The 19,399-nt window shown below is 66.8% G+C and carries 19 protein-coding genes and 1 pseudogene; 9 read left to right on the forward strand and 11 right to left on the reverse strand.

Features of this window, described 5'->3' with window-relative positions; genetic code table 11:
- Position 1 precedes the first annotated feature (1 nt).
- A complete protein-coding gene (locus tag NI1_RS13190; protein ID WP_169815574.1) occupies positions 2-313 on the reverse strand; it encodes a WXG100 family type VII secretion target in 312 nt (103 codons plus the stop codon).
- 118 nt (positions 314-431) lie between these two features.
- Positions 432-821 (reverse strand): hypothetical protein, encoded by a 390-nt coding sequence (locus NI1_RS13195; RefSeq protein WP_067819196.1) that lies wholly within the window; start codon positions 819-821, stop codon positions 432-434.
- Positions 822-1,080: 259 nt separating this feature from the next.
- Here NI1_RS13195 and NI1_RS13200 point away from each other — a divergent pair, with 259 nt between their 5' ends.
- Together NI1_RS13200 and NI1_RS13205 are read left to right on the forward strand one after the other, a co-directional pair.
- Positions 1,081-1,785: a hypothetical protein gene (locus NI1_RS13200; protein ID WP_157535099.1), complete on the forward strand. Its 705-nt coding sequence runs from the start codon at positions 1,081-1,083 to the stop codon at positions 1,783-1,785.
- 15 nt (positions 1,786-1,800) lie between these two features.
- Positions 1,801-2,610, forward strand: coding sequence for an alpha/beta fold hydrolase (locus tag NI1_RS13205; protein WP_067819202.1), 810 nt, complete (start codon positions 1,801-1,803; stop codon positions 2,608-2,610).
- On the opposite strand, the gene NI1_RS13210 is transcribed toward NI1_RS13205, so the two are convergent.
- Positions 2,611-3,333 carry an MmyB family transcriptional regulator gene (locus NI1_RS13210; protein WP_067819205.1) on the reverse strand — a complete coding sequence of 241 codons (723 nt, stop codon included), beginning with the start codon at positions 3,331-3,333 and terminating at the stop codon, positions 2,611-2,613.
- Positions 3,334-3,761: 428 nt separating this feature from the next.
- Between NI1_RS13210 and NI1_RS13215 the strand changes: the two genes are divergently transcribed.
- Together NI1_RS13215 and NI1_RS13220 are read left to right on the forward strand one after the other, a co-directional pair.
- Positions 3,762-4,016, forward strand: a complete 255-nt coding sequence (locus NI1_RS13215; protein ID WP_067819208.1) for a type II toxin-antitoxin system Phd/YefM family antitoxin — start codon at positions 3,762-3,764, stop codon at positions 4,014-4,016.
- Positions 4,009-4,428: a type II toxin-antitoxin system VapC family toxin gene (locus NI1_RS13220; RefSeq protein ID WP_067819211.1), complete on the forward strand. Its 420-nt coding sequence runs from the start codon at positions 4,009-4,011 to the stop codon at positions 4,426-4,428. The genes NI1_RS13215 and NI1_RS13220 overlap by 8 nt, the downstream gene beginning before the upstream one ends.
- Positions 4,429-4,522: 94 nt before the next feature.
- On the opposite strand, the gene NI1_RS13225 is transcribed toward NI1_RS13220, so the two are convergent.
- The 4 genes from NI1_RS13225 to rplN are packed head-to-tail and all read right to left on the reverse strand — an operon-like array spanning position 4,523 to position 5,965.
- Complete coding sequence (locus tag NI1_RS13225) at positions 4,523-4,708, reverse strand: type Z 30S ribosomal protein S14 (protein WP_067819214.1); 186 nt, start codon at positions 4,706-4,708, stop codon at positions 4,523-4,525.
- 3 nt (positions 4,709-4,711) lie between these two features.
- The gene (gene rplE, locus NI1_RS13230) at positions 4,712-5,278 is read right to left on the reverse strand and encodes a 50S ribosomal protein L5 (protein ID WP_067712077.1); all 567 of its coding nucleotides are present in this window, start codon (positions 5,276-5,278) and stop codon (positions 4,712-4,714) included.
- A gap of 1 nt (position 5,279) precedes the next feature.
- Positions 5,280-5,594, reverse strand: coding sequence for a 50S ribosomal protein L24 (gene rplX / locus NI1_RS13235; protein WP_067819217.1), 315 nt, complete (start codon positions 5,592-5,594; stop codon positions 5,280-5,282).
- A 2-nt stretch (positions 5,595-5,596) separates the two neighbouring features.
- Positions 5,597-5,965, reverse strand: coding sequence for a 50S ribosomal protein L14 (gene rplN / locus NI1_RS13240; RefSeq protein WP_067712078.1), 369 nt, complete (start codon positions 5,963-5,965; stop codon positions 5,597-5,599).
- Between the two features lie 366 nt (positions 5,966-6,331).
- Between rplN and NI1_RS13245 the strand changes: the two genes are divergently transcribed.
- Both NI1_RS13245 and NI1_RS13250 read left to right on the forward strand, forming a co-directional pair.
- Entirely contained in the window at positions 6,332-8,404 is a 2,073-nt protein-coding gene (locus NI1_RS13245; protein WP_067819220.1) for a M13 family metallopeptidase, read from the forward strand.
- 90 nt (positions 8,405-8,494) lie between these two features.
- Positions 8,495-10,513 carry a M13-type metalloendopeptidase gene (locus NI1_RS13250; RefSeq protein WP_245663198.1) on the forward strand — a complete coding sequence of 673 codons (2,019 nt, stop codon included), beginning with the start codon at positions 8,495-8,497 and terminating at the stop codon, positions 10,511-10,513.
- 3 nt (positions 10,514-10,516) lie between these two features.
- On the opposite strand, the gene NI1_RS13255 is transcribed toward NI1_RS13250, so the two are convergent.
- The 4 genes and pseudogenes from NI1_RS13255 to NI1_RS13270 all read right to left on the reverse strand — a co-directional run bounded on the left by NI1_RS13255 (position 10,517) and on the right by NI1_RS13270 (position 16,043).
- Complete coding sequence (locus NI1_RS13255; protein WP_369690135.1) at positions 10,517-10,819, reverse strand: MmcQ/YjbR family DNA-binding protein; 303 nt, start codon at positions 10,817-10,819, stop codon at positions 10,517-10,519.
- Between the two features lie 75 nt (positions 10,820-10,894).
- Entirely contained in the window at positions 10,895-13,021 is a 2,127-nt protein-coding gene (locus NI1_RS13260; protein WP_067819229.1) for an amylo-alpha-1,6-glucosidase, read from the reverse strand.
- Between the two features lie 482 nt (positions 13,022-13,503).
- A pseudogene (locus NI1_RS13265) lies at positions 13,504-14,526 on the reverse strand (glycosyltransferase family 4 protein); the annotation flags it as partial.
- 461 nt (positions 14,527-14,987) lie between these two features.
- The gene (locus NI1_RS13270) at positions 14,988-16,043 is read right to left on the reverse strand and encodes an AMP-binding protein (RefSeq protein WP_157535101.1); all 1,056 of its coding nucleotides are present in this window, start codon (positions 16,041-16,043) and stop codon (positions 14,988-14,990) included.
- A 196-nt stretch (positions 16,044-16,239) separates the two neighbouring features.
- Here NI1_RS13270 and NI1_RS13275 point away from each other — a divergent pair, with 196 nt between their 5' ends.
- From NI1_RS13275 to NI1_RS13285, 3 genes are all read left to right on the forward strand, one after another.
- Positions 16,240-17,265, forward strand: a complete 1,026-nt coding sequence (locus NI1_RS13275; RefSeq protein ID WP_245663199.1) for an ABC transporter substrate-binding protein — start codon at positions 16,240-16,242, stop codon at positions 17,263-17,265.
- 33 nt (positions 17,266-17,298) lie between these two features.
- The gene (locus tag NI1_RS13280; protein WP_245663200.1) at positions 17,299-18,672 is read left to right on the forward strand and encodes a SagB family peptide dehydrogenase; all 1,374 of its coding nucleotides are present in this window, start codon (positions 17,299-17,301) and stop codon (positions 18,670-18,672) included.
- 107 nt (positions 18,673-18,779) lie between these two features.
- On the forward strand, positions 18,780-19,391 hold the full coding sequence (locus tag NI1_RS13285) for a Uma2 family endonuclease (RefSeq protein ID WP_169815575.1): 612 nt from the start codon (positions 18,780-18,782) through the stop codon (positions 19,389-19,391).
- Positions 19,392-19,399: the final 8 nt, after the last annotated feature.

The raw sequence follows: 19,399 nt of genomic DNA on the forward strand, positions 1-19,399 counted from the left end.
GTTACGGCAGGTCGAGCGAGCTCACGCCCGCCGCGAACGATTGATCGGTGGCGCGAACGGTGTCGGCGGTGACGCCCAGACTGGCCGCCAATTCGAAGAGGGCATCCCAGATCTGCACCGCACCCTCATGAAACTCCGCCCAGCCACTACCGAATGCCTTTGCGTTATTGCCGATCCAGCGGCCGAGCATGTCCCGCACATCGTCATCGAGCGCGACATAACCATCACGGCACTGCGTGGCGACGTCATACGCCAGCCGACCCAACGCCTGAACCTCATCCGGCTGCACGGACAGCGACGGCGCTTCGCCCACCAACCCAGCCCCCTTCAAGCCAGCGATCTTCCGGCACACCGTACCTGAACTGCGATCATCCGGAAATCACCAGGGCAACGACAACCACCACTTCGCGCACGGCAACGTCCGGGCGTGTTTACCGACAGTCTCTGGCGGAGACCACGAACTCGGGGTCGGTAGAACTCCGAATCCGCACGATCCCCCAGTCACCCTCAGCCGAATACACGCCGTCGGCCCAGGTAAGGGCGTCGATATTGCCGAGGTCCTCGGTACCGGTGGCGTCTCCGGAGCGGCGGTCCGAGCGGTCCAGCCACTCGACTGCGCTGACATTCGTAAAAATCAGCTCAGCCTCGACATAGCAGTACTGCTCACCAGAGATGGGATTGCGGTAGTTGGGGCGTTCGGGGGTCAGCACTGCCTCGAGCACGAAACGGAACCCGCCTGGCTCTTCGACGATGTCCAGCACATAGCTGTCCTCCAGGTAGATGCCGGAGAGAGCGGGATAGTCGGTGTAGTCGCGAGCCATGGTGGGACCCAAACTACTGCTGGTTGCAGGCGTTGCCGGTGAGGGCGGCGGGGCGGTGCTGATGTCGGCGGAGATGGTCGGCTCGGGGTCTCTCCATCGGAAGAGTTGGAAGTGGGGACCTATGTCCCTGATGGGAGGGAGGGTGGGGCGGCGAGACTCGGGGCCGACGACGATATGTGGTGGAGGCACGATGATTTCGACTGGGCGTAAGCGAATCGAGTTGGGGTTCAACCTTTCTTATTTGGTTGTTGTTTGGGGGGTGGCGGTTGCCATGTGGCGGCGGCGCGATCGGGTTCCGGTTGAGCGGAGGGCGGAGGCGGAGCGGTGGCGGGAGGCGTTCACGCTGCTGGCGGTGGGTGATACCGGGCATTTGGCTTTGCGGGCGGTGTCGATGGGGCGTGGGGAGGGGAAGGGGTTTGTCAGTTATCGCGGGCAGCGGGCCAGCTTGATCGGGTTGGGCGAGATGGCGACTTCGATCACCATCACGCTGTTTTATGTGCTCAGCTTGGATGCTTGGCGGCTGCGGTTCCGGAAGTCGTGGGATCGGTTCAGTGGGGCGTTGCTGGGATTGTCGATGGTGCGGCTGTTGATGCTGGCGATGCCGTTCAATCGGTGGGATCGGGATCAGACGCCCGAAGGGTGGGGCGTGGAACGCAATCTGCCGCTGCTCGCGGTGGGGGCCGGCGAGGTGGTGTTGATGCGACGGGACGCGGACCGGGCGGGGGACCGGACTTTCCGAGCCGTCGCCGATGCGATGGCCGCGTCCTTCGCCTGCTATCTGCCGGTGGTGTTGTTCGCGCGGCGGATCCCCCAGCTCGGGCTGTTGATGATTCCTAAAACGCTGGCCTACCTGTACATGGCGATTCGCGTGTACGCCGACCTGTTCCGTGGCGGCTCCCCCGAGTCCGCGCCGACCGACGGTCGCCCGCGACACCGTCTACCCTTAGCGAAATCTGTTAGCTGACAAAGGGGTTGGGCTGTGCCCTTCGTGACCACCGATGACGGAACCAAGGTTCACTACCTGGATACCGAGACCGACGGGCCGGCTTTGCTGTTGGGGCACGGGTTCTTCATGGATGCGGAGATGTGGGAGCCGCAGTTGGACGGGCTGGCCGAACGGTATCGGGTGATCGCGGTGGATGCTCGGGGGCATGGGCGGACCGAGGATTCCGGGAAGGCCTTCACCTACTGGGATATGGCGTGGGATTCGTGGCGGATCGCCGACGAGCTCGGATTGGATCGCGTTGTGCTGGGCGGGCTTTCGCAAGGCGGGTTCACCGCGCTGCGGATGGCGTTGCTGCAACCGGGACGGACGCAGGGGCTGGTGCTGATCGGGACTACCGGGGCCGCCTACACCGAGCAGGAGCGAGAAGGGTACGAGCGGGTCATCGTCAAGAGTTGGGTGGGTGGCATGGTGCCGATCGACGACATCGCGCTGCCGATGGCGGCGGTGATGATCGGCGGGGATCGGGAGCGGCATCAGCGGCCGTGGGTGGAGAAGTGGCGGGCGAGTGACCGGGGGCGGTTGGGGCTGGCGGCACGGTGCCTGATCGATCGGGAGGACATCAGCGGGATGCTCGGGGAGATCTCCGTGCCCGCGCTGCTGTTGCGGGGGATCGGGGATCAGGCGTTCAGTCATGAGCAGATGCGTGCGCTGGCGGCGGGGTTGGGCGGGCCGGCGCGGCTCGAGACGATTTCGGCCGATACGGCGGCGCACATCTGCAACCTCACGCATCCCGAGCTGGTTACGCCTGCGATCCGGGAATTCTTGGAGGGGCTGCCCGCCTGATCAGTCGCTGCCGGAGGGGAAGGCGAGGACCAGCCAGCCCGAGGCCGCCGGAATGAGCGATTCGCGCAGCACGGTCATGGTTCCGGTGCGCGGCGACCAGACCCGGCGGTCACCGTCGGGCTTGCGGGTATAGACGACGCCGGAATCCCAGAGTCGGCGGAATTCACCGGAACTCGCCGCCAGTTCGCGGACGATCCAGGCGCTGCCTTCGTGGCCCGGCGCGGCTCCGAAGTGATGGCGCAGCAGGCCCACGATGACGGTGGCCTCGAATTGCCAGCCCGGCAAGACCAATTTGGCGCGCGGGTCCTCGAACATCCAGTGCGGCTGGGTTTTCGCCTCCGCCAGCCCCGGCAACATTTCGCGATAGCGCTCGTTGGAAGCGGCGACGCGCCAATTCACCAGCCAGGCAGCCGGAATCGCGGTGAGCCGATCGAGCAGGGTGGTCATGTCCTGCGCGGAAGCCGCGTCACCGAGCGCGCCCGGCCGGCCCGCCAGTGCGCGCAGATGCGCCCGCTCGTGTTCGTCATCGCAGACCGCATCGGCCAACCCGGTCAGCGCGCGGTCGCCGACATTGACCTTGTCGCCCTGCTCGAGCTTCTGCACGGTGCCGAGGCCGAGATAGGCGTGCTGCGCCAATTGCCGTTGCGTCCACCCACGCCGGACCCGGAGCCGCTTCACGTACGCGGCGAGTGTCGGCATTTCGACTTCGGTGCCGACGTGCATCTATGACCCTTTGCGCCAGTGGGGGATTCGAACTCCCCCGCGCCGGGGGGAGAGTGCCCGACGCTACCACCAGGTTGGGCCAGCGACAGATCTTGCCGCCGCCCGCATCCCGTTGACAGGATCGGTGCGCGGCGATGCCCTGGCCGCACTATGGAGGGGACGGCCAGGTTTCGCCCACCATTCGAATATGGAAGGTGTTGTGGCCGAAGCGCACTCGATTGCCAGGATCGGGCGTGATTGCTACGGGAGTTGATCAGACGCGCAGGGGGCTGATCTCGACCGCGCCGGGCTGGGCGAAGGTGACCGCGCCGAGTCTGCGCCAATCCCACACCGCGCGTCGCGAAGTGGTGTTGTCAGGCGGGTGACGACGATTTCGTCGACTATCCGGCGGGATAGCAACGTATAGCATCGGTCGCTATCATGGGCTCATGACGAAGTCGATCACACAGGCCGAACTGCGCAACGGCAGCGCGGGGGTGATGGACGCGCTGGAGGCCGGCGAGGACTTCGTCATCACCCGCAATGGAAGACCGGTAGGCGAGCTACGCCCGATCTCTCCGCGACGGGATCTGACCGTTGCCGAGCTCAAAGCACGACTGGCCCGTATCGGCCGCAGCGGTGGTAGCGCGGAGGAACGAGCGGAAATCGACGCGGTATTCGGGGAGGACCGGCTCGATGACTGAATCAGGAACCGGAGGGCGGATTCCGGAGGGACTGCTCGATACCTGCGTTCTCATCGACATCGACACCATCGATGACGCACTACTGCCCGTCCGAGCGAAGATCAGCACGATCACCCTCGCGGAACTCGGATTGGGAATCGCCGTCGCGTCGACGCCGGCGGCACTCGCCCTGCGCACCGAGCGTCTGCTCGCTATCGAGCACGGGTTCGACGCCCTTCCGTTCTGTACGGCGGCGGCGCGGCGGTTCACATCGATGACGAAGCTGGTTGTCGCCGCCGGGCGCAGCCCGAAGCCACGCCGCATGGACTTGATGATCGCCGCCATCGCATCGGCGAACGATCTCCCACTCTTCACCCGCAACGCCGACGACTTCAAAGATCTGGATCCACTGCTCACGACGATCGCGGTCTGACGAAACGAATTCGGGCACAACGACAAGGGCCCTCTCGAGTCGAGACTCGGGAGGGCCCTTGTGGGTTCAGTGTGCCGGCTTCACCAGGGGTGAATTACCAGGACGACTTGGGAACGCCCGGGAGTTCGCCGCGGTGGGCCATCTCGCGCAGGCAGACACGGCAGAGGCCGAACTTGCGGTAGACGGCGTGCGGGCGGCCGCAGCGCTGGCAGCGGGTGTAGGCGCGCACCGCGAACTTCGGCTTGGCGTTGGCCTTGTTGACGAGAGCCTTCTTAGCCATGGATCAGTTCTCCTTGAACGGGAAGCCGAGGTGCTTGAGCAGGGCACGGCCTTCTTCGTTGTTGGTGGCCGTGGTGACCACGGTGATGTCCATACCACGGGGACGGTCGATCTTGTCGACGTCGATCTCGTGGAACATGGACTGCTCGGAGAGACCGAAGGTGTAGTTGCCGTGGCCGTCGAACTGCTTCGGCGACAGGCCGCGGAAGTCACGGATACGGGGGAGGGCGATCGAGATCAGGCGATCGAGGAACTCCCACATGCGGTCGCCGCGGAGAGTGACCTTCGCGCCGATCGGCATGCCTTCGCGCAGCTTGAACTGAGCGATGGACTTGGTGGCCTTGCGGATCTCGGGCTTCTGGCCGGTGATCAGGGTGAGGTCGGCGACCGCACCGTTGATCAGCTTCGCGTCACGGGCGGCGTCGCCGACACCCATGTTCACGACGACCTTGACGACGCCGGGGATCTGCATGACGTTGGCGAAGTTGAATTCTTCGTTCAGCGCCGGGCGGATCTCTTCGCGGTAGCGGGTCTTCAGGCGCGGCTGCACCTTGTTTTCGGTCGAAGTCATCTCAGATGTCCTTCCCGTTACGACGGGAGATGCGAACGCGCTTGCCGTTCTCATCGGTGCGGTAACCCACGCGGGTCGGGTTGCCGTCGGAGTCGACGACCATCACGTTGGAGGCCTGGATCGGCGCTTCCTGCGTGACGATGCCGCCCGAGCTGGCACCACGCTGGTTCGCGGAATTCGCGACGTGCTTCTTGATGCGGTTCACGCCCTCGACGAGGAGCTTGCCGGTCGCGGGGAAAGCCTGAATGACCTTGCCCTTCGCGCCCTTGTCCTTGCCCGAGATGACGATAACGGTGTCGCCCTTGTGCACCTTCATGGTTACAGCACCTCCGGGGCCAGCGAGACGATCTTCATGAAGCGCTTCTCACGCAGCTCACGGCCGACCGGGCCGAAGATGCGGGTGCCGCGCGGATCGTTGTCCGCCTTGATGATGACGGCCGCGTTCTCGTCGAACTTGATGTACGAGCCGTCCGGGCGACGACGCTCCTTGACGGTGCGCACGACGACGGCCTTGACGACCTCGCCCTTCTTGACGTTGCCACCGGGGATGGCGTCCTTGACAGTGGCAACGATGATGTCACCGATGCCGGCATAGCGACGCGACGAACCACCGAGAACGCGGATGCAGAGAATCTCCTTGGCACCCGTGTTGTCGGCGACGCGCAGTCGCGACTCCTGCTGAATCACTTCAGCTCCTCCTAGACCTGGACGAAATGCACGCCGGATTGCCGACCCGACGGGCATGGTCAGTTGCCCTTCAAACGCGCGCCTGCCAGCGGTTTTCACCGATCTGGAAAGACCGAACCGCTGTGGGTTCGCGGCCGAAGTGCGGGCATAGCTCCCGCAGGCAACCGGTCTAGTGTAGCGATCCCCCTGTTCGGGGAGAAATCGGGGGCAAGCCCCCGAACCCCCATAAGGGGAGGCGAACCGGTTTCGGGAGGGGACGCGCGGCCGCGCGGGGAGGGAGTGCGGTCCGAGCAGGCCGACACAATCGCAGGTTCAGGTCTTCCTCAGGAGGAACGGTTAGCGTCGGCGCGAAGCTACGTCCGAGCAATGTCCGATTATCCGGAAGAGGAGATCGCGTTGACGTCCGAGCGTCCGCTGGGTCTGAATCGTCGCAAGTTCTTGGTCGCGTTGGGAGTGGTGCCGGCGGTGGCGGTGCTGCCGGCCTGTTCGAAGAATTCGGATGCTTCGAAGGGGTTGATCGGGCCGGATATGTCGGGGTCGGATCCGAGCGTGCGGCCGCAGGACGATTTGTATCGGTTCGTCAACGGGAAGTGGCTGAAGGAGTATCAGCTGCCCGGGGACAAGGTCAGTTTCGGGACGTTCGACGAGGTCGGCGATCGGGTCGAGGCGCAGCTCAAGGAGATTGTGGAGGGGATTCACAATCCGAAGCCGGGGACCGATGAGCAGCGGATCCGGGATCTGTACGACGCGCGGATGGACAAGGCGGAGATCGAGAAGCTCGGCATGACGCCTTTGCAGGATCTGTTCGAGCAGATCGACAAGGCGGGGAGCAAGGCCGAGCTGGCGCAGGTGATGGGGGCGCTGCCCGGGGTCGGGCTGATCGGGCTGGGCGTGGGGAGCGATCCCAAGGATTCGAATGCCTACCTACCCGGGGTGGGGCAGGCGGGGCTCGGGCTGGGCGAGCAGTACTACCGGAAGCCGGAGAACGCGGACAAGCTGGCGGCCTATCGCAAGTACATGCAGCAGATCGCGGCAGGTGCGGGGTTCGCGGATCCGACGGCGATGGCGGATCGGGTGGTGGATCTGGAGACCCGGATCGCCGCATTCCATTGGGACAATGTGCGGACTCGCGATACCGATGCCACCTACAACCTGCGCAGCTGGGCCGAATTGGTCGCGCTGGGACCGCAATTCGATTGGGATCCGTGGTTGCGCGGCAATACCGACCGGCCGAAGGAACTGTTCGACAGGCTGAATGTCGACGAACCGTCGTTCGTCACCGGCGCGGCGCAGCTGTGGGCCGAGGTGGATATCGCGGTGTGGAAGGAGTATTTGAAGCTCGGCCTGGTGCGCGGATTCGCCAGTTATCTGCCCAAGGCCATCGCCGATCCGAACTTCGAATTCTTCGGCAAGCAGATGCAGGGGCTGAAGGAGCGCCCCGAGCTGTGGAAGGCGGCGATCTCCACCGTCAACGGCACGGTCGGCGAGGCGCTCGGAAAACTCTACGTGGACAAGCACTTTCCGCCGGAGGCGAAGAAACAGGCCCTCGATATGGTGGGCGCGCTGCGCGAGGCGTACAAGCAGAACTTCACGAACTCCAGCTGGATGTCCCCGCCCACCCGGGAGGCCGCCATCGTCAAACTGGACAAGATCAATGCCAAGATCGGGTATCCGGACAAGTGGGAGGACTACTCCAAGCTCACCGTCACCCGCGGCAAGCTCGTCCAATCCCTGCGCGCCTCGGGCGAATTCGATGCCAAGCGCATGTTCGACCGGCTCGGCACCAAGGTGGACAAGTCCGAGTGGGGCATGCCGCCGCAGACGGTGAACGCCTACTACAACCCGGCCGCCAACGAGATCGTCTTCCCGGCCGCGTTCCTCCAGCCGCCGTTCTTCGACCCCGATGCCGAGCCGGCGGTGAATTACGGTGCGGGCGGCGCGGTCATCGGCCACGAGATCGGGCACGGCTTCGACGATCAGGGCTCCAAATACGACGGCGACGGCAACCTGAAGGATTGGTGGACGCCCGCGGACAAGGCCGCGTTCGACGCCAAGACCAAGCAGCTCATCGAGCAGTACAACGCCCTGGTGCCGGCCGGTCTGCCCGCCGACCAGCATGTGAACGGCGAGCTCACCGTGGGCGAGAACCTGGCCGACCTGCGCGGATTGGAGATCTCGCTGGCCGCCTACCGGATCATCGAGAAGCGCAAGGGTTCCGACGCTCCGGACTTCAAGCCCATGTTCGAGTCGTGGGGCCGCACCTGGCGCACCAAGCAGACCGATGAGGCGCTCGAACAGCAGATCGCCGAGGACCCGCACTCCCCCGCCGAATTCCGCTGCAATCAGGTGGTGCGGAATCTGCCGGAGTTCTACGACACCTACGGCGTCAAGGAAGGCGACCGGGAGTACCTGCCGCCGGATCAGCGCATCACCCTCTGACGCTCTCCGCCCGGACCCGGCGTCGCACCGGTAGCCTCAGCGGAGCACGTCCGCTAACGAGAGGGTCTACTGGTGACATCGTCGGGTCCGGTGCGCCTTGATCGCCGCACGTTTCTGATTGCCCTGGGCGTCGTGCCCGCGGCCGCGGCGCTGGCTTCCTGCACCAAGGATGAAGCGCCGAAAACGCTTGCGGGGCCGGATCTTTCCGGGGCCGACGAGTCGGTGCGGGTGCAGGACGATCTGTACCGGTACGTCAACGGCAAGTGGCTGAAGGAGTATCAGCTGCCGCCGGACAAGACCTCCTACGGCGCGATCAGCGAGGCGGTCGAGCGCACCCAGAACCAGCTGCGCGAGATCATCGACGGCATCAAGGACCCGGAACCGGGTTCGGATGCGCAGAAGATCCGGGATCTGTACGACGCCCGGGTGGACTGGGACACCGTCGAGAAGCTCGGTATGACGCCGTTGCAGGGGCTGTTCGAGCAGATCGACAAGGCCGGCGCCAAACCCGAGCTCGCGAAGGTGATGGGCGCCTTGCCGATCGGCGGGCTGATCGGCCTCGGGGTGAGCATCGACCGCAAGAACTCCAGCGTCTATGTGCCCGCGGTGGGCCAGTCCGGGATCGGGCTGGAGGAGGACTACTACAGCAAGCCGCAGTACGCCGAGAAGCTGGCGGCCTACCGGGTCTTCCTGGAGTCGATCGCCAAGGGCGCGGGCTTCCCCGATCCGGGCGGGATGGCGCAGCGGGTCTTCGATCTGGAGAAGAAGATCGCCGCCGCCTTCTGGGACCGGGTGCGCCGCCGCGATGCCGACGCCACCTACAACCGCATGACCTGGACCCAATTGACCGAACTGGGCAAGGGTTTCGATTTCGAGCCGTGGCTGGCGGGCTGCACCGACCGCTCCAAGGACCTGTTCGCGGAGGTGGTGGTCGGGCAGCCGTCCTTCGTGACCGCGGCCGGGCAGCTGTGGGCCGAGACCGATATCGCGGTCTGGCGGGACTATCTGAAGCTGCACCTGGTGATGAACTTCGCCAAGTATCTGCCGATCGCGATCAACGACGCCTACTTCGAATTCTTCGGCCGGGTGATGCGCGGGCAGCAGGAGCGCGCCGAGCGCTGGAAGTACGGCGTCGACACCGTCAACGGCCAGCTGCCGGATCTGCTCGGAAAACTCTACGTGGACAAGCACTTCCCCGCCTCGGCCAAGGACGAGGTGAAGCGCATGGTGGACGATCTGATGACCGCCTACCGCGACAATTTCCGGAGTTCGGATTGGATGACCCAGCCGACCCGGGACGCGGCGCTGGCCAAGCTGGACAAGATGCGGGTCAAGATCGGTTACCCGGACAAGTGGGACGATTACTCGAAGCTGACCATCACGCGCGGGAAGCTGGTCGAATCGCTGCTCGCCGTCAGCGCTTTCGGCACCAAGAAGGATTGGGACCGGCTCGGCACCCCGGTCGACAAGTCGGAGTGGGGCATGAGCCCGCAGACCGTCAACGCCTACTACTCGCAGACCAATAACGAGATCGTCTTCCCGGCGGCGTATTTGCAGCCGCCGTACTTCGACAAGGATGCCGCGCTGGCGGTGAACTTCGGTGCGGTCGGCTCGACCATCGGACACGAGATCGGGCACGGGTTCGACGATCAGGGCCGCAAGTACGACGGCGACGGCAATCTGCGCGAGTGGTGGACGGCCGAGGACAAGGCCGCCTTCGAGGCCAAGGCGGCGAAGGTGGTGGCCCAGTTCGACGGCCTGGTCCCGGAGGGCCTGTCGCCGGAGAACAAGGTGAACGGCAAACTCACCCTCGGCGAGAACCTGGCCGACCTGCGCGGTTTGCAGATCGCGCTGACCGCCTACCGGAACGCGGAAAAGCGTGCGGGCAATGACAATCCCGACTATCGCAGCATGTTCCTGGGCTGGTCGCGGGCGTGGCGCTCGAAGCAGACCCCGGAGCTCACCGCCGAGCAGCTCTCGGACCCGCACTCCCCCGACGAGTTCCGTGCCAACCAGCCGGTTCGCAATCTGGCGGAGTTCTACAACACCTTCGGGGTGAAGGAAGGCGACAAGCTGTTCATGGCCCCGGATCAGCGCGTCACCTTCTGACCCTCACTCCCCGAGTAGTTCGCGGGGCGCGGCCTGCCGCCAGGAGTCGGCGATGATGGCTTCGAGTTCGTCCAGATCCTCCAAGGCGGAGAGGTGAACTCGGATCCAGGCATTGTTCGCCTCGTGCCCGGCGATCCAGAACTTCTCCGGTTCGGCCTGGACCAGTTCGTCACGGTCGGCGATGGGGCAGCGGACGGCCATGGAGCTCTCGTGCTCGGGCAGGGTGAGGAACAGCTTGCCCTTGACCCGGAAAGTGGGCATCTGCCACTCGAAGAGCTCCTTGGTCTCGGGCAGTGAAAGTGCCACTGCCCGAACATCATCGCCGGTTGCCGTCATGCGGGTGATTTTCCCAGGCGGGTACGACAACCGGCGATCCGGACGTCAGTGCGTGACGAGCCGCCAGTTGTCGGGCAGGTTGGTGGCGGTGACGCGGTCGCCCTCCACCGCCAGATCGACGACGGTGCCGCCGAGGCGCAGATCGGTGAGTTCGACTCGGCCCCAGCGCGCCGGCAGATGCGGCAGCACCGTGAGGGTGCGATGCGGGACGTCGGGGTCCAGGCCGAGGAACGAGCGCACCAGCAGCAGCGGCGCGGCGCTGGCCCATGCCTGCGGGGAGCACGAGGTCGGATAGGGCACGGGCGCGGCGAACTTGTTGCGCGGGAAGCCACAGAACAGTTCCGGCAGCCGGCCACCGAACGCCCCGGCCGCGTCGAGCAGGCCCTCGGCCAGGCGGGTCGCGAGTTCGACCGCGCCGGGCAGGTGCCGGTAGCGCAGCAGGCCCGCGACGGCGATGGCGGTGTCGTGCGGCCAGACCGAGCCGTTGTGGTAGCTCATCGGGTTGTAGGCGCCCATATCGGAAGCCAGTGTGCGCAAACCGAATCCGCTGTCCATCTCCGAACTCGCCAGCTTCCGGATGACGATGGCCGCATGCTCGTCGGTGACGATGCCCGACCACAGGCAGTGCCCGATATTGCTGGTCAGGGCATCGAGCCGGCGTTTGCTGCCGTCCAGACCGACCGCGAACCAACCCTTTTCGGGCAGCCAGAAGGCTTCGGCGAACTTGGTGCGCAGTTCTTCGGCGTGATCGCGCAGATGCCCGGCGGTGGTGCCGTCGCCGAACTCCTCGGCCAGGTCGGCGCGGGCCAGCAGCGCGGCGTACACGTAACCCTGCACCTCGCACAGCGCGATCGGCGGCTCCGGAAGATGGCCCGCCGCATCGTTGATGCCGTCGAAGCTGTCCTTCCAGCCCTGATTGATCAGGCCGCGATCAGTGGCGCGCCGGTACTCGACGAAACCGTCGCCGTCGCGGTCGCCGTAATCGGCGATCCAGGCCAGCGCGGCATCGGCGGCGGGCAGCAGCGCCTGCACCGCTTCGATATCCGCGCCCCAGCTGCGGGCCTGCGCCAGCAGCATGACGAAAAGCGGGGTGGCGTCGACGGTTCCGTAATAGGTCTCGCCGCCCAGCACCGCGCCGCTGGCGGGTCCGCGCCGCATCTCGTGCATGATGCGGCCGGGCTCCTCCTCGGTCATCGGATCCACGCGCTGGCCCTGCATCTCGGCCAGCTGTTGCAGGGTGCCCACGGCCAGGCCGACATCCAGCGGCAGCGCCATCCAGGCGGTGAGCAGGGAGTCGCGGCCGAACAGGGTCATGAACCAGGGCGCGCCCGCGGCCACGAACGGGCGGCCGCCGCGCGCGTCGTCGTGAATCTGCAAGGCGCCCAGGTCGCTTTCGGTGCGCTCCAGGATCCACGCCAGTTGCGGGTCGGCGGCGGTGATATTGGTGGCGGTATCGCGCCAGGCCGCGATCTTGCGACTGGGTTCGCTGGCTTCGTAGTGCTCACCCGGGCGCAGCGGCGAGTGGATGGGCTGATTGCCCATGGTCGGCTGCGCCACGATCTCGGTCTGCCAGTGCCCGCCCGCCGGGACCACCGCGCGCCAGGCCAGCGAACCCGGCAGCACCACCGGCGTTTCCGAGGACGACACCGACAAGCCACGCGACCGGTCGGATCTGTCGTTGAGCAGCAATTCCACATCCGCCACCAGGATCTCGGCGCGGGCATTGCCGCCGCGCCCCTCCTTGACCGCGAACAGGTCCACGAAGTCGGCGTCGACGTGCAGCACCAGATCGACGGCGGTGGTCTCGCGGCCCAGGTTCTCCACGGTGATGGTTTCACGCAGCCCGTCGGCCACCAGACGTTCCCGGACGATCAATACCGTGCTGTCCGCCGCGCCGGCCCGGGGAGGCCGGCGCAGTATGAACCGGGCGGTGAACGCCTCCGGGCTCAATACCGACAGCGGCTCCGGCCGCTGCCCGTCCAACCGCAGCTCCCACCGGGACAGCACGCGCGCGTCCCGGTAGAACAGACCGTACGGGGTGCCCGGCTCGACATCGCCGAGCCGGTCCGACAGGCAGAATGTGCTGCCTTCCACCAATGTCACCGCGCCCCCGGCGCCACCCAGGGTCGAGGGCTCACCGGTGTTCAGCGCGGCCGGAGCCTCTCCGTTCATGCGGAACCTTCCTCCAAAGCACCCGGATCCGGCACTGCGCCGGGCTCGGTCCCGGACGCGGAACCTGTTGTCTGGCTGATTGCTTCGGGAACCGTTCTACGGCCCGTGGTGAACCCGCCACCGGTCAAGAGGGGTGGATCGGCGACCAGCTCGACGACGACCTCGGCCGATACCGGCGTGATGGGCGAATTGCCCGGGGTGGGAAGCAGATTCGACGGCCGGCCCGCGAACTCGTCCGGGACCGACAGCGGAGAATCTACCGGCAAGCCGACCGCCGCCCCGGCAGCCGGACCCGGCGTGCCCGATCCGGTGATCCGCCGCCCGCCGCGCTTGGAGCCGCCGGCGGCGCGGCGCGGCACCGAATCCGCGGCCCGCCCCGGACCGGTGCCGGCGGCACGGGCGGGTTGCGGGGTGGATTGATGCGACGGCGCGGTCGACCAGGTGTGGATGGTGATGCGACCGGCGCGGCGCGGCTTGTGGTCGCGGACCACCGCCCGATAGATGTCCTCGTAGCCGCGGCCGAGGGTGTCGGCGCCGAAATTCGCGGCGACGTGGGCCCGCATGGCGTGCGGGTCGTACTCGGCGACTTCCTTGATGGCGGCCGGGATTTCGGCGGGATCGTCGCAGATGCGGCCGGTGACGCCGTCGACGACGACCTCGGCCACCGCACCGCCGCGCAGGGCCACGACGGGGGTGCCGCAGACCATCGCCTCGATCATGACCATGCCGAAGGGCTCTTCCCAGCGGATCGGGAAGAGCAGGCAGCGGGCATGGGCGAGCAGTTCCCGTTTGGCCGCCGTATCGGCCATGCCGAACATGGTGTCGTGCTCGGTGAGCAGCGGCTCCACCTGCGCGTGGAAGTACTCCAGTTCCGGTGGCTCCGCACACTTTCCGGCCAGGATCAGCGGCAGGCCCGCCGCGTGCGCGGCCTCCAGGGCCAGGTGCGGGGCCTTGTCGGCGGTGAAGCGGCCCAGGAACAGCGCGTAGTCGCGCTTCTCGGTGGTGAACGGCCAGTCCTCGACGCGGATCGCATTGTGTACGCGCCCGGCCCAATTCAGGTCCGGGGCCAGGGCACGCTGGCGGTCGCTGATCGCCACCAGCTGCGCGTCGTCGCCGAGTTCGCGGTAGTACATGTACGGGTCGCCGTAGACCGGCCCGTGCACGGTGACCACGGTGGGCAGGCCCAGCTCGCGATACATGGGCATGTTCAGCGGTCCGGCGAAGGTGTGGTCGTGGACCAGATCCAGGCCGCCGCCGGCCGCCAGTCGCTCCAGCGCACGCCGGACCTTCAAGGCGTGCACCACTTCCGGGAAGGGATCGCCGAGCCGTTCGGATTGGGCGCGATCCCATAGCGACAGGAAGCGGCCCTTGGTCCCGTTCTCGCCCGCACCGAGCAGGGTGACCTCGTGGCCGCGCTCGACCAGCGCGTCCACCAGATCCGCGACCACCGCTTCGACGCCGCCGTATGCCTTGGGCGGGATGTCGAAATATGGTGGCACCACCATCGCGATGCGTAGCTTGTCGCGGGTGGCGGGCGGGAATTCGAATGCGGCAGACGCCGGGCCGGGCGCCGGGAATTGCGCGCTCATGGCCTCTCCTTTCCGGAACACGGTGCCGATACCGGGTGATGGCAGCGGCGGGTGGCCGTGGCCGGCGGGAGAAGATCGAAAACAAAAGTGCCGCAGTGCACTACCTCGGGTCGGCATGCCGGGGTGAGTACCGGGGCAGGCCGGAATCGCGCGGGGAGTTTCGATGGCGCTACAGGTTATGAACGCCGATGATCGTCGCGCCGGTCGGCGCAACGTCGCGCTCTACGGCCATTAGGTGAGTTCCACGATATCGCCGAAGATCTCACCGAAACCACAGATCGGCTTTGTTCGGTGGTTTATCCGTAGAAAGTTCAGTCGCAGCTATCGGGGGTGCACCGCACGAGACAACGAACCGTTACCGAGGAACGATCGGTTTGTCAGGCGGCGTAATCGATTTCGTCGTCGACATCGGTAATCGCGGCGGCGGGGGTATCGAATACCAGCCAGCCGTCGGCGGTCCAGCTGCCGCGCGCGCCGGTCCGAACCAACCGACCGCCGGGAATGAATGGGTCGTCGTGGAAACCGGGCACCTCGGCATCGGTTTCCAGGGCCAGGGCCGCGCCGCCCAGGTAGACCTCGCCACTGCCGCCCGGCGCGACCGGACGCCGGGCCTCGTCCAGCACCAGCAGGCGAGCACCCGGGATGGGGCGCAGGCGACCGGAGCCGTCGAGCGGTCCGCGTGCCGCTACGCCGGCGTATTCGGTTGCGGTGTAGGCGAATCCGGCGCACGAGCCGGGGGCGATCGCGCGCAACAATGCGGGCAATATTGCCGGGCAATGGGTTCCGAGCACATCCCAGCGGCGCACCGTCGGCAATTCCGGGGTGGGCAGGGTCGCGAAACGGGCCAGGGTTTCGGCGCCGGCGACCACATGGGTGGCGGCCGCGCTTGCCAGCAGGACGGCCAGGGCGGCGGCGTCGGCACGCTGGGCGGCCGTGGTCAGTACCAGGGTGGCGCCGTCGGCGAGGGCCGCGAGCAGTTCCACGGCCGCATCGGAGGTGTTCCACTCGGTGGCCAGCACCCGCACATCGGCGGATCCGAAGGCGCGGTCGAAAGTGCAGGTGCGCAGATCGGCGGCGACGGCCCGGCGGTCGTCCGCGGCGGCGGAGATGGCGACGGGCTTGAGGCCGGTGCCCTCGGGTCCGAGTTCGGCGAGCACCGAGCCGGTGGCGGCGGCCGCGGCGACCTCGCAGAGCAGGCGGGCCAGATCGTCCAGGGTGGGTCCGGCGGTGCCGGTGACGCCGCCGTCGAGGCGTTCGTAGAGTTCGGCATAGGTGAGGATGTGCCCGCCGCAGCGCACCGCGGTTCGCAGCGCGGGGACACGGCGACCGCACTCGATCAGGGCGGATACCGACGGCACGTCGTACAGTTCGACGCCATTGGCCCATTCGTCCACGAGCCGGTGACGCTCCACCGCGGACAAACTCTCGGGCACCGCACGCTCCATTGCTCTCACCTCGAACTACACAACTTATGCAAGCCTAACTTAAACCACGAAGAACACGATAGGCAGGCCCACCGGGGATCGAACCGGCAACGACGCTCCGGCAACCGCCTTGCATCTTAGGCTAGGCTCACCTACTGCTCGGGTGTTTTCCGCCGGGCGACAGCAGACGAAGGAGAAGTCGACGATGAAATCGGCGCGCCTGATGTTCCCGGGAACCCGGGGAGGCATCGTGAAGACCGGACGGCGATCGCATGCGCTGCGCGCGGGTGTGGCGGTGCTCGCGGGCGCGCTCACGCTCGGCCTGAGCGGCTGCGGCGGCGGTGGCGACGAGGAGCCCGCCGACAGCGGCGCACCGGTCACCATCACCCACGCGCAGGGTGAGACCACCGTCACCGGGACGCCGAAACGGATTGTGGCGCTGGGCAACCAGTGGCTCGATACGGTGCAGGCGCTGGGCGTGACGCCGGTCGGATACGTGGACAATATCGCCGTGCTCAGCAAGGGCGCGCCGCCGTGGGAGCCGAAATCGCTGGAATCGGCGAAGGCGTTGCAGACCACCGGCAATCTGCCCGAGCAGATCGCGGCGCTGAATCCCGATCTGATCCTTGCCGATTCGTTCATCGCCGATGCCAAGACCTACGGCGATCTGTCCAAGGTCGCGCCGACCGTGCCCGGGCTCACCAAGGCGGCGGTGACGCCGTGGACGGATCAGGTGCGGGCGCTGGGCAAGATCCTGCACAAGGACGCCGACGCCGAGAAGGTGATCGGCGAGGTGAACGCGCGCATCGACGGTATCGCGCAACGCAATCCGGGGCTGAAGGGCAAGACGTTCATCAGCAGCTGGCTGGCCGGGCCGTCGCAGCTGATGGTGCTCACCGATCCCAAGGACGGGTCCAGCCAGCTCTTCACCCAGCTGGGCATGGCGATCCCGCCGAAGCTGACCGAACAGGGCGGCAACGGTGGACGATTGGCGCTGTCGCCGGAACGGCTCGACGAACTGAACTCGGATCTGCTGCTGGCGGGCTACTCGCCGGGCATGGACGAGAAGTACCGGGGGCTGCCGGGATACAACGATCTGCCCGCCGTGAAGAAGAACGCGGTCGTGTTCCTCACCGTGCAGGAGATCAGCGCCGTCAACCAGCCCACCCCGCTGGCGCTGCCCTACCTGCTGGACAAGCTGGAACCGGCGCTCGCCAACGCCGCGAAGTAAGCCCGCTCGCAACATCGTTCGAAGGATCCGCGGTTGCCGACTCTCACCACCCGCTACGCCCTGCGCGCCGGGGTCACCTGCCTGACCGTGCCCGGCGGCGCGATTCTGCTGAATCCGCCGCAGCAGCAGAAGCTGACCGGGTTGAGCAAAGCGCAAGGGCAGGCATTGAAGTCGCTCAACCGCGGGCCCGGGACCGCCGTCGAACTGGCGGGTGAGGCGGGGCCGATCGCGGAGACCGTGGCCCTGCTCGAGCAGCTGGCCGAGCAGGGGTGGCTGAGTTTGACGGTGCTCGACGGGGACCACGCGCTCTACACCGTGCAGCCGTTCACCGCACCGCCCGCCGGATCGACCCGCGAGGTGGACGGGCGGGCGACGTTGTCGAAATTCGCGGTGATCCACCGGGATTCGGACGGGATCGTGCTCGAGCATCCCACCGCCTGGTGCGATCTGCGCATCCACGATCCGCGCCTGCTGGCGCTGGCCGGTGGGTCCAAGCCCGCCGAAGTCGGCCTGTCCGAGGACGTTTCGGCTCGATTCGCCGGTGACCTGCGCTGGGGTGGGTTCACCGCCGCCCCGGCCACCGAGGCCCAGACCTTCACCACCCGCAGCTGGAGCGCGCCGGACCTGTGGTTCCATCGCCGCAGCACGCTCGGCTCCCGGGTCATCACCTGGGATCACTTCGGGCCGACCGCCTGGGCCGAATCGGCCGCTTTCCCACCGCTTCCCGCACGCCGGCCCGAATACGACGGCGAGCCCATCGGGCTCCCCGCCCCCGATCTGGAGTCCCTGCGCGTCGCGGACCCGAGTTTCACCACGGTCCTGGAAGACCGCCGCTCCACTCGCGCCTTCGACGATGCCGCCCCCGTGACGCTGGCCCAGCTGGCCGAACTGCTCTACCGCACCGCCCGCACCCGTTCGGTCGAGACCACCCCCGACGGCCAGCAGCGCCCCTCGCGCCCCTACCCGTCCGGCGGCAGCGTCCACGAACTGGAGCTCTACCCGGTCGTGCGCCAGGTCTCGGGCCTGGAACCCGGTATGTACCACTACAACTCGTTCGACCACACCCTGCACCTCGTCGCGGCCGCCGACTCCCCCGCCGTCCAGCGCCTGTTGAAAACCACCTCGGCCACCCTCGCCGAAGGCGCCGAACCCCAACTCGCGCTACTGGTCTCGGCTCGCGCCGGCCGGGTCATGTGGGGCTACGAACAGGTCGCCTACGCCAACATCCTCAAACACGTCGGCGTCCTCATGCAGACCGTCTACCTCGCCGCCACCGCCATGGGCTTGGGCGCGGTCGCCCAGGGCTTCAGCGACACCGCCGCCTTCACCGCGGCCACCGGCGTAGACGAACTCGAAGAGTGCAATGTCGGCAGCATGATCATCGGTACCCCGGCCGCATCGCGCTAGTCGGCCGACACTCACACCGCTGCGAGGCACCGCGCATTATGCTGGCGAGGTATCGCATACCTATCGCGCATGCACGCAGCACAGCCCCGCGAAGCCTGGGAGGAGCCGTGAGTACCGCACTCGATTTCGGCGCGGCGTCCTGCCACGGCCCATACACTCCGGATGACCTGCACGACGGCCCGGAAGAGGGCAAGGGTTTCGAGCTGTGGAATGGGTGGCTGATCGAGAAGATGTCGCCGTCAGGGCGTCACAATCGTGTGAGTCGGGGGCTGAAACAGCTCTTCGTCACGGCTGCCCAGCAGGCCGGTGCCGATGTATTCGTCGATGGCGGCGAATACGAATTCCAGTTCCCGTCGGGTGTTCGCAAACCCGATGCGTTCATCTTGGATGCCGCCGCCGAGCGGGCAGCCGTCGAAGCGGACGAGACCTACCTCGATCCGGCCGATCTGATGCTTGTCGCCGAGGTTGTCTCGCGCCGCAGCGGGAGCGAGATTCACGACCGCAAGGTCAAGCGTGCGGAGTACGCCGCGGCGGGCATCCCGCACTACTGGATCGTGGACTTTCGTCCCGTGCTGCGGATCGAGGCGCTGGACCTGCGGCGCGGCGGATACGGGAACAGTCGTGTGCTGACCGGTGACGAATTGCTGTCGGTGGAGCAGCCCTTCGAGATCTCGGTGACGCCCAACAGCCTGATCGACCTCGGACGCCACGACATTTGATCCGGGCC

The sequence above is a fragment of the Nocardia inohanensis NBRC 100128 genome (assembly GCF_001612945.1).
In the GTDB taxonomy this organism is placed as follows: Bacteria; Actinomycetota; Actinomycetes; order Mycobacteriales; family Mycobacteriaceae; genus Nocardia; species Nocardia inohanensis.